The organism is Aequorivita viscosa, from assembly GCF_900106795.1.
GTDB lineage: Bacteria > Bacteroidota > Bacteroidia > Flavobacteriales > Flavobacteriaceae > Aequorivita > Aequorivita viscosa.
The window spans coordinates 166,684-175,800 of the sequence record NZ_FNNS01000007.1 but is presented as its reverse complement, the minus strand read 5'-3'; the positions used below and the strand labels follow the sequence as shown (position 1 = coordinate 175,800).

The following is a 9,117-nucleotide window of genomic DNA, read 5'->3' as shown; positions in this document are numbered from 1 at the left end:
AAATGCATTTATAGAACGTTTCAACGGCTCATATAGGCGTGGGGTGCTAAACAAATATATTTTTGAAGACCTACACCAAGTGCGTGAACAAACTCAAATTTGGATGGATGATTATAACCATAAAAGACCACACGATAGCTTAGGGAAAATATCACCAGTAAAATATGCTGAAAACAAACGTGTCGCTGCCGCTAGGCTCATTTTAAAATAAAATGGCTTTAAAGAAACAATATGAAGAGAAAGCCATTCTATTTTAAAACGTAAAAAATTATATATTTGGAAAAACTAACAGTTCTAAATAGGGGAAGCTTACACAGGTTGTTTTCTTTAATTAATCTCTAATTGCACTTGAATTCAGACTGTGTTTTCAAGGTATAGAAAGTTTAAATGATTTTCATAAGCCTTCTTTTCTTTTATATATTTTTGAACAATCCTGTCCTAAACGTTTTTCGAAGGATTTAAATTTAACGCTTTTACTGGTTTCCCGACCGTTTTTCCTCATTTTTTAAAATAAGACTCCCTGCACCACTTTTTCCTTTGGCGGCCGATGTTCGTCGAACGGTTTGTCAAGCCATTTTTGGAGGTCTACTTTCACAAAGAGATTCAATCTGATAAAGGCCACCAAATTGGACAAGTACCATTTGTATTTTGCCATTGCCTTGAGCGCTTTCAACACCAGGATGGTTATCAACGCTGTCCATATTTGTATCATCACCGCATTTTGGTTGGTGCCTATGAACGATTTTATGTGCAGGAGTTGTTTGATGTCCCTGTAAAGTTCGCTTATCGTGTTTGCTGTCCAAGACATTTGGTTGGTAACAAGCTCAATTTTTTGCTGGTTTTTATCGTCCCACACTACGACCCTTCTCATCTTTTTCGGATATTTCTTTTTGGATTCAATGCCCGTGAACTGGATAATCTCGTCCAACAGAACGTGTTAGTGCCGATCCTCGGGAAGATCGTTTGCCTTTACCGTGTGAAATTGGATGTTCTCCTTGTGTCTAATCACGAAAAACACCTCGTTGCTGTCCCAGACATTCAGCAAGGAAAAATCATTGTAAAAACGGTCGGCAACAATAACGCTTCTTTTGACCAGGGGAATCTCGTAGGCTCTTTTGTTGTCGTCGGTCTTCCCATCGGAGATGTTCACGTAAGCTCGCAGGTTCCCGTCATAGTCGAGCAAGGTGTGCATTTTCACCGCCCCTTTTGCGGTCTTGTACTTGGCCCAGTCGAACAAGCTCAAGCGAAGGCTTATGGTGGTGGAGTCCAACAGGAATATCTTGGACTTTATCCGGAATTTCACCCGCTTAGTGGCAGCCTGCTGTCCAAGACTTTTCAACAGCGAAAAGTAATAATCCTTAAAAATCTCTCAGTTGCGGACTTTGTTCTGGTAGCTGATGGTAGATTTTGACGGGGCTCTTTCAACGCCTAGATGGTTCAGGTTGCCCGTGACAGAGCGCAGACCGTTGCTTATGTCGCGTACAGACTGGCTCTTGGCGAACTGGCAAAAAAGCATTGAGACCAAATGGGTCCAACTGTTATAGCCTTTTTGGTGTTTGTCGGTTTGCTTTTCTTTGACCAGTTTATTGAAAAGGGGACGATCGAGCTTAGCAATGATTTGCGAGAACAATGTTATATTTGTCATAGGAGAAAGGTTTGTTTTGTGTTTGCACCACAAAGGTAACTTTGCGGAACAAAACTCCTTTCTCTTTTTTAATCGTTTAGGACGCTATTGATTTTTGAATATCTGATTACACGAAACATAATTAGTAAAGATTAAACATGCTTTTTTTTCATTCGCTTTGTTTAATATTAAATTCTATTATCATTATTATTTTTTTTAACTTTGTGGTCTCCCCACTCACCCTCTGCATTGTGAAATTATGATTATTTAAGGAAAAAAATTAGATATAATTGTACAAAATAGTAGGTCCTAATTGACTCTAAATCGATAATGATTAGTGTAAGAGTCAATTGAAGAAAAACAAGGTTAATGAAAGAAAAAATATATCTGTCATCACCCCATATGGGAGGAACAGAGCAACAATACATTGTAGAGGCATTTAAAACCAATTGGATTGCTCCTTTAGGATCTAATGTATCCGAATTTGAGAATTCTATTGAATCGTATCTTAGAAAATCGAGTCACGTGGCGGCGTTGAGTTCTGGTACTTCAGCTATTCACTTGTCATTAATTTTACTCGGGATAGGCAGGGGTGATGAAGTAATTTGTCAGAGTATGACCTTCTCTGCTTCTGCAAATCCAATTGCATATCTTGGTGCTACGCCAATATTTGTAGATAGTGAAGCTGAAACTTGGAATATATGTCCTCATCATCTTGAAGAAGCAATTAAGGATAGAATAGAAAAAGGAAAAAAGCCAAAAGCAATTATCGCTGTTCACTTATATGGGATGCCTTATAGAGTGGAGGAAATTGAAGCAATTTCTAAAAAGTATGATATTCCGATTGTTGAAGATAGTGCTGAAGCTTTAGGAAGTAGCTATAAGGGTCAGAAGTGTGGTACGTTCGGTGATTTATCCATTTTGTCATTTAACGGAAATAAAATTATAACCACTTCTGGCGGTGGAGCCCTTGTGTCTCGAAATTTGGAATATAAATCCAAGGCTATTTTCTTGGCTACTCAAGCACGTGACGATGCTCCTCATTATCAACATAGTCATATAGGATATAATTATCGCTTAAGTAATATTTGCGCAGGTATAGGTAGAGGGCAAATGGAGGTTTTAGATGAACACGTTTCCTTACGGCGAAAAATGAATGTTTTTTATAGTGAATTGTTTAAAAACGATTCGAATATTACAGTATTCAAAGAACCTTCAACAGAATTCTTTAGTAATCATTGGCTAAGTTGTATTAGTTTCAAGAATTCCGATAAAAATTTTAATCCTGATGGCTTAAGAGAGGCTCTTATGGAGGAAAATATAGAATCAAGACCCTTGTGGAAGCCTATGCATTTACAACCTATTTTTAAGGATGCGCCATATTACGGAGATAAAACAAGTGAAACGCTTTTTAATAATGGACTTTGTCTTCCTTCAGGTAGTAATTTGGATAATCAGGCGCGAGAACGCATAAAAAAGACTATTTTAGCTTATACTAATTCTTGATTTATGCAAAGAGTTGATGTTTTACCAAGATTCTTAGTTAGGAAATATGGGCTATTTAGAGGTTTTTTGCTAGATCAGCGCTTTCTCCCGCGTTGGGCCGTTCTATCTATTGATTTATGTATCTGCTTCTTCTCATACTTCATCACAGAGTTAATTTTAAAGGACACAGCTCTTCAGGCAAATGATTTACTTACATTTTCGCAAAGGGCAATTATAATAGTTTCAATTCACCTTTTCTGTTTTGTGATATTTCGTTCCTATTCTGGAATTATCAGACACAGTACCTTTACCGATGTCTATCGATTAGCTTTAGCAACCGCCTCGGTGTTTTTAATTTCCACAATTGGGGGGTTTGCCTACCGAACATTTTTAGGCGAAAAAGTGGTTTCCAGCACAAGCTTGTTGCTGTACGCTTTTTTATCATTAACTTTTCTTATTGCTTTTAGGATTGTTGTAAAAGAGTCTTATAGGTTCATGAGAAAGACTGCTGCAAATAACTCAAAGAAACGAATATTAGTTTTTGGGGTTGATGATAAAAGCGTAGGATTAGCACAATCGCTTATGGGTGATTCAAGCTCTCCGTACAGACCAGTGGGCTTTTTGAGTATGAGTAATAAAAAGCTTAGTTTCAAAATAATGGATCTTCCAGTGGTTAATTGCTGTGACGAAATAGAGCAAGATCTTAAAAGAATTAAGGAACTGCTAGATATTGACGGAATTTTGTTAGTTGGGGATAACTTGTCTGTTAGCGAGAAAAATCGAATTGTCGAAAAATCCTTTGCATCCCAGTTAGAAGTTTATAATACAACTTTGCCAGAAAAATGGGAAAAACTATCAGACATTGGTGTTAAGATTACGCCTATCCAAATTGAAGATCTTTTGGAGCGCAACGTTATTGAGACGGATGTAAAGTTGATTTCAGAAGATTTGTGTGGTAAAACAGTATTGGTAACAGGAGGAGCAGGTAGTATAGGAAGTGAATTGGTACGACAAATAGCCGAATTAAAACCTCGAAGATTAATAGCCTTAGATAACGCTGAAAGTCCTTTGCATGAGATTGATTTATACTTGCAAAAAAATTTCCCCGGGTTAAATTGTCAGGTCTATTTAGCCGATGTTACCAATAGGGATCGCATGGAAGGGATATTTTCAAAATATAAATTTGATGTTGTTTATCACGCAGCGGCCTACAAACACGTTCCAATGATCGAAAAGCATCCACGTGAGGGTGTGCGTGCTAATATAATAGGTACTCGTATTTTGGCAGAACTTGCGGTTCAATACAAGAGTGAGCGTTTTGTCATGATTTCTACAGATAAAGCTGTAAATCCGAGTAATGTTATGGGAGCTTCTAAACGCGCTGCCGAAATGTATGTTCAGGCGCTTCAACATCAACCAGGAGTTACTACCAAGTTTATGACAACTAGGTTTGGAAATGTGTTAGGAAGTAACGGTTCGGTGATTCCATTTTTTAAAGAACAAATTAAAAGAGGAGGTCCAGTAACGGTTACTCATAAGGATATAACGCGTTACTTTATGACTATACGTGAAGCCTGCCAATTGGTGCTCCAAGCTGGAACAATGGGTAGGGGAGGCGAAATATTTGTGTTCGATATGGGGAAGCCTGTTCGGATTTTAGATATGGCAGAACGGATGATTAAGCTATCTGGGTTGCAACCTTACGTGGATATTTCTATTGAAATAGTAGGACTTCGAGAGGGTGAAAAACTATACGAAGAACTCTTAATCGATGGAGAAACAACACTACCTACTTTTCACCCCAAAATCATGGTTGGTAAAGTTGTGGATCATGATTATAATGAAATATGCGCTATTCTGGATGAGTTAGAGTTAATGACTAATAGTGTTGGACGTAAGAAGTTTATTATACAAAAACTTAAATGCCTTATTCCTGAATATGTTAGTCAAAATTCTGTATTCTCAGAATTAGATGAACAGCACTGAATTATTTTAATCACGCCTTAGCTTTTTAGAATACCGAAACATAAGTCTATACTCCTATTCTTATCAAATGGTTTACTAATTTACTTGCAGTATATTCTTAATATTGCTTTAACACATTAACTATTTCTAAAGTAGAATGGCATCCTAGTCTAGACTAGATATAGTTTCGGAAAGCCCGCTTTAATTGCTGCAAACAGAAAACTATTCTTTGAAACAGTACGAGAAAAACAGTTTTATTTATATATTTGTTTAATATTTAATTAATTAGTTAAAAATAGTATATTATGGGTTCGAATTTACGCAAGCGCCTGCATTTAGGCGGTTTATTAGTATTGTTGTTATTGACTGCTTCCGCAGGTTGGGGGCAGGGTCATGAAACGTTTACAAATGTGCCTACGGCATCTCCGGGTTCCTACAACGTAAGAACATGGATAGGTGACAATGGTGAAGAATGGAATGCTACTGATGCAAGAACAGATCAAAATATTGTTGGTAAGGCCATTACTGTTCGAAATGGAGAGTTGTCAACCACTATTCTTGGTGGAGTCGGCAGTTTAACACTATCTACACAAAGAAAATTTAGTGGAGGAACTGGTGTTGTAACAATATCAATTAATGGTAATCAGGTTGGGACAGTTCCTTACGATGATACCGTTCAAACGACTACGATTTCTGGTATTGAAGTTTCAGGAAGTGTTGCCCTTTTAGTAGAAACTCCTGGAAATGGTGATAGAGTTGCAATTGACGATGTAATATGGACAGCCTTTGGTAGTGGTGGAAATACGGCACCCTTCATCACAAATGTTGCTCATACACCTACTAGCGTAACCTCTACCGATGCGCCAATAGTAAACGCAGATATTATTGACAGTGATGGAATAGCTTCGGCAGAGCTTCATTGGGGAACTGTTAGTGGAAGTTTATCGAACACGGTTGCTATGACCTTGGACGCCGGTGATACTTATATGGCCACTATTCCAGCTCAAGCTGATGGCACAACAATTTATTATGAAATTGAAGCTATAGACGCGAATGCAACACCTGAAACTACAACAAGTCCTGAGCAATCTTATACAGTAGAAGATCCGCTTCCTTTCGGTATTCCATATTTTAACGCATTTACAAATCAAGATGATTTTAATGAAGCGGTAGGTTATGGTTTCGAATTCACTAACGCTAGCCAAAATGGTAGTTATGTACTTATAACCTCAGGAAGTATTGTTACACCAGCTATTGATTTTTCTGCCTATACTGGTTTAACTGTGTCTTTCGATTTAGGAACTTATGGAGGTAATGGAGCTCAGATGGATGTATTGGTTTCTAACGATAACGGAGCTAACTATACTTTATTAGGAACATTTACACCAACCTCTTCAACTCCATCAGGATTTGAACAAGTTATAGACTTAACATCGCTAAATGGAACCAACGGTCGCGTGAAGTTTGAACAAACAGCAGGTACTCAAAATTCGCTTCGTTTTAAAAGCCTAAATATAGAAGAATCTCAAGGTGGGAATCAAGGTCCAGTTATTACAAATATTAATCATAGCCCTGCCGTTGTATCTTCATCAGATGCTGTAATGGTTAGTGCGGATATTGACGATGTAGATGGAATTGCTTCTGCAGAACTTCATTGGGGAACAACAAGTGGAAGCTTGGGTAATACTATAGCAATGAACCTTGACAATGGAAGCACATACGTTTTAAGTAGTGCGATTCCTGCACAAGTAGATGGTACAACTGTGTATTATGAGATTGAAGCCGCCGACAGCAATGCTGAACCAATTACCACAATTAGTCCAGAGCAATCGTACACCGTAGCAGATCCTGTTGCATTCGGAATTCCTTATATCAATGCACTTCGAAATCAAGTAGATTTGGACGAGGCGATTGGTTATGGGTTTATGTTTGATAATACTTCTTTAGTAACTAGTGCTGGTGGATATATTAAAATTGAAGTTGGCGGAAGTATTGTTTCTCCAGCTATCGATTTTTCAATGTATGAAAGATTGTTAGTTAACTTTGATATGACAACATTTGGCGGAAACAATGGTCAAGAGCTTAGTGTTTCCGTATCTAATGACAATGGAGTTTCTTACTCATTGTTAGAATCATATATCGTTCCTGGAGGTTATGTAACTTTTGAGAAGTTTATCGATTTATCAACTCTTAGTGGAACCAATGGCCGTATAAAATTTGAAATGACGGGAGGTACAGCGGCAATTCGTTTTAGAGATCTTGGTATTCAGGAATTCTTAGGCTACTTTTATAATAATGGAAGTTGGTCTCCTGCTGATCCTAGTGGAGTTTCTACTGAGTTAGATGATTTTTATGTCAATGAGGGAACTGCTACTTTAACTGCTAGTACCTCAGCTCGTAATATCACAATCAATACAGGAGCAACTTTAAAAGTTGAAAATGTACTAACAATTGCCGGAAACATTAATAATAATGGTGATTTCATCTTTGTGAGTAATGAAACAGTTAACGGTGAATTGGCTAGTGTTCCTAGTACTTCAAATATTTTAGGAGAAATTACAGTACAACGTTATATGAGTCAAAACAGAGCCTATCGAATGGTAAGTAGCCCAGTAACAACTACTTCTACAATCCACGATAACTGGCAAGAAGGAGCAACTAGTAATGTAGACAATCCAAGACCAGGATTTGGAACTCATATTACAGGATCTACAATCGATCAACAGAATGGTTTTGATGGTACAGGTACTGGTAACCCATCTATGTTTACTGTAAATGTGGCTACTCAGGCTTTCGAACCAATTGATAATACAGACGTAAATACCTTGTCGGCTGGTAAAGGTTATCTCTTATTTGTTAGAGGTGATAGAAGTATTGACTTGACAAATGATTTTTCAGCAAACGAAACAGTATTAGAAGCAAAAGGTTCTTTGTTTACGGGCACAAATACACAAACTATTTCTGGAGCAAACGCTGCAGGTGACTTTGTGATGTTCGGAAACCCATACCAAAGTGCCGTAAACATTAACTCCGTTTTTGCTAACTCTACTAATATCAATCCAGGATTTTATTACGTATATGATCCTACGCTTGCCGATCACGGTGCTTATGTTACAGTTTCGCTACCAGCTGGAGGTAATAACACTTTTGAATCTGTAGCAAATCAATATTTACAGCCAGGGCAGGGCGCTCAAGTAGCCACTGCAGCGGCGGGTGATGCTGTTATTGTTTTTAATGAAGATGATAAAGCTCCAGGTAATTTTACAGCAACCAATAGGGGTGGTAATCGATCTATGTCTGATGACATGTTGATTACGCAGCTATACACAGCTGATAATTACAACAATGGCGGGCCTGTTCACGATAGTTTTGGAATTATGTTTGCCGAAGGTAATAACAATGAATTAACCAATGAAGATGCTGTAAAACCAATGAACTTTTACGAGAACCTTGGTATTGATAATAATGGTACACTGCTAAGTATCGAGAGTCGAGAAATGCCACAAGCTGGTGAAATTTATACTATGTTCTCAGATGGTTATCAAAGTACTAATTATGTTTTAAAGTTAATGGTTGATGGTCTTGAGGATTCAGTGTTTTTCTTAGAAGATCAATTTACTGGAGCTAGTATTTTGTTAGAAACAGGTACAACGGCATATAGCTTCTCAGTTGATGAAAACGATCCATTGAGTCTGGCTACAGATCGTTTTTCTATCCGTGTAGAGGATAATGTTGTGGGTGTAAATGACAATAGCTTACTTTCTGATGTGAGTCTATATCCAAATCCAATCACAGATAATACATTCTTCATTAATGCACCTAAGTTAAATGGAAAAGAACTTACTTTAAGTTTGAGTGACTTAAGCGGTAGAATTATTCTTGAAGAACCAGTAGAATTCGTTTCAAATACGGTTGCTATTTCATTCAATAATAACTTAGCTTCTGGTGTTTATATCGTAACATTAAACGTAGGTGGAGAGTCACAGGCGTTTAGGATAATTAAGCAATAGAAGAAGTTGTGAATAAAATAAAGTAGATAATTA

At 37.5% G+C, this 9,117-nt stretch carries 4 protein-coding genes and 1 pseudogene; 4 read left to right on the top strand and 1 reads right to left on the bottom strand.

Features of this window, described 5'->3' with window-relative positions; all coding sequences use genetic code 11:
- A partial coding sequence (locus tag BLW28_RS06055) for an integrase core domain-containing protein (RefSeq protein WP_143036847.1) occupies positions 1 to 211 on the top strand: 211 nt, incomplete at its 5' end.
- Positions 212 to 505: 294 nt separating this feature from the next.
- On the opposite strand, the pseudogene BLW28_RS06050 reads toward BLW28_RS06055, so the two are convergent.
- Positions 506 to 1,645, bottom strand: a pseudogene (locus tag BLW28_RS06050) (IS4 family transposase).
- Between the two features lie 348 nt (positions 1,646 to 1,993).
- Here BLW28_RS06050 and BLW28_RS06045 point away from each other — a divergent pair.
- The 3 genes from BLW28_RS06045 (at position 1,994) to BLW28_RS06035 (ending at position 9,084) form a co-directional block, all read left to right on the top strand.
- Positions 1,994 to 3,130, top strand: coding sequence for a DegT/DnrJ/EryC1/StrS family aminotransferase (locus tag BLW28_RS06045; RefSeq protein WP_073219666.1), 1,137 nt, complete (start codon positions 1,994 to 1,996; stop codon positions 3,128 to 3,130).
- 243 nt (positions 3,131 to 3,373) lie between these two features.
- Positions 3,374 to 5,095, top strand: coding sequence for a polysaccharide biosynthesis protein (locus BLW28_RS06040; protein WP_234946490.1), 1,722 nt, complete (start codon positions 3,374 to 3,376; stop codon positions 5,093 to 5,095).
- A 284-nt stretch (positions 5,096 to 5,379) separates the two neighbouring features.
- Positions 5,380 to 9,084 (top strand): T9SS type A sorting domain-containing protein, encoded by a 3,705-nt coding sequence (locus BLW28_RS06035; RefSeq protein WP_073219659.1) that lies wholly within the window; start codon positions 5,380 to 5,382, stop codon positions 9,082 to 9,084.
- Positions 9,085 to 9,117 lie beyond the last annotated feature (33 nt).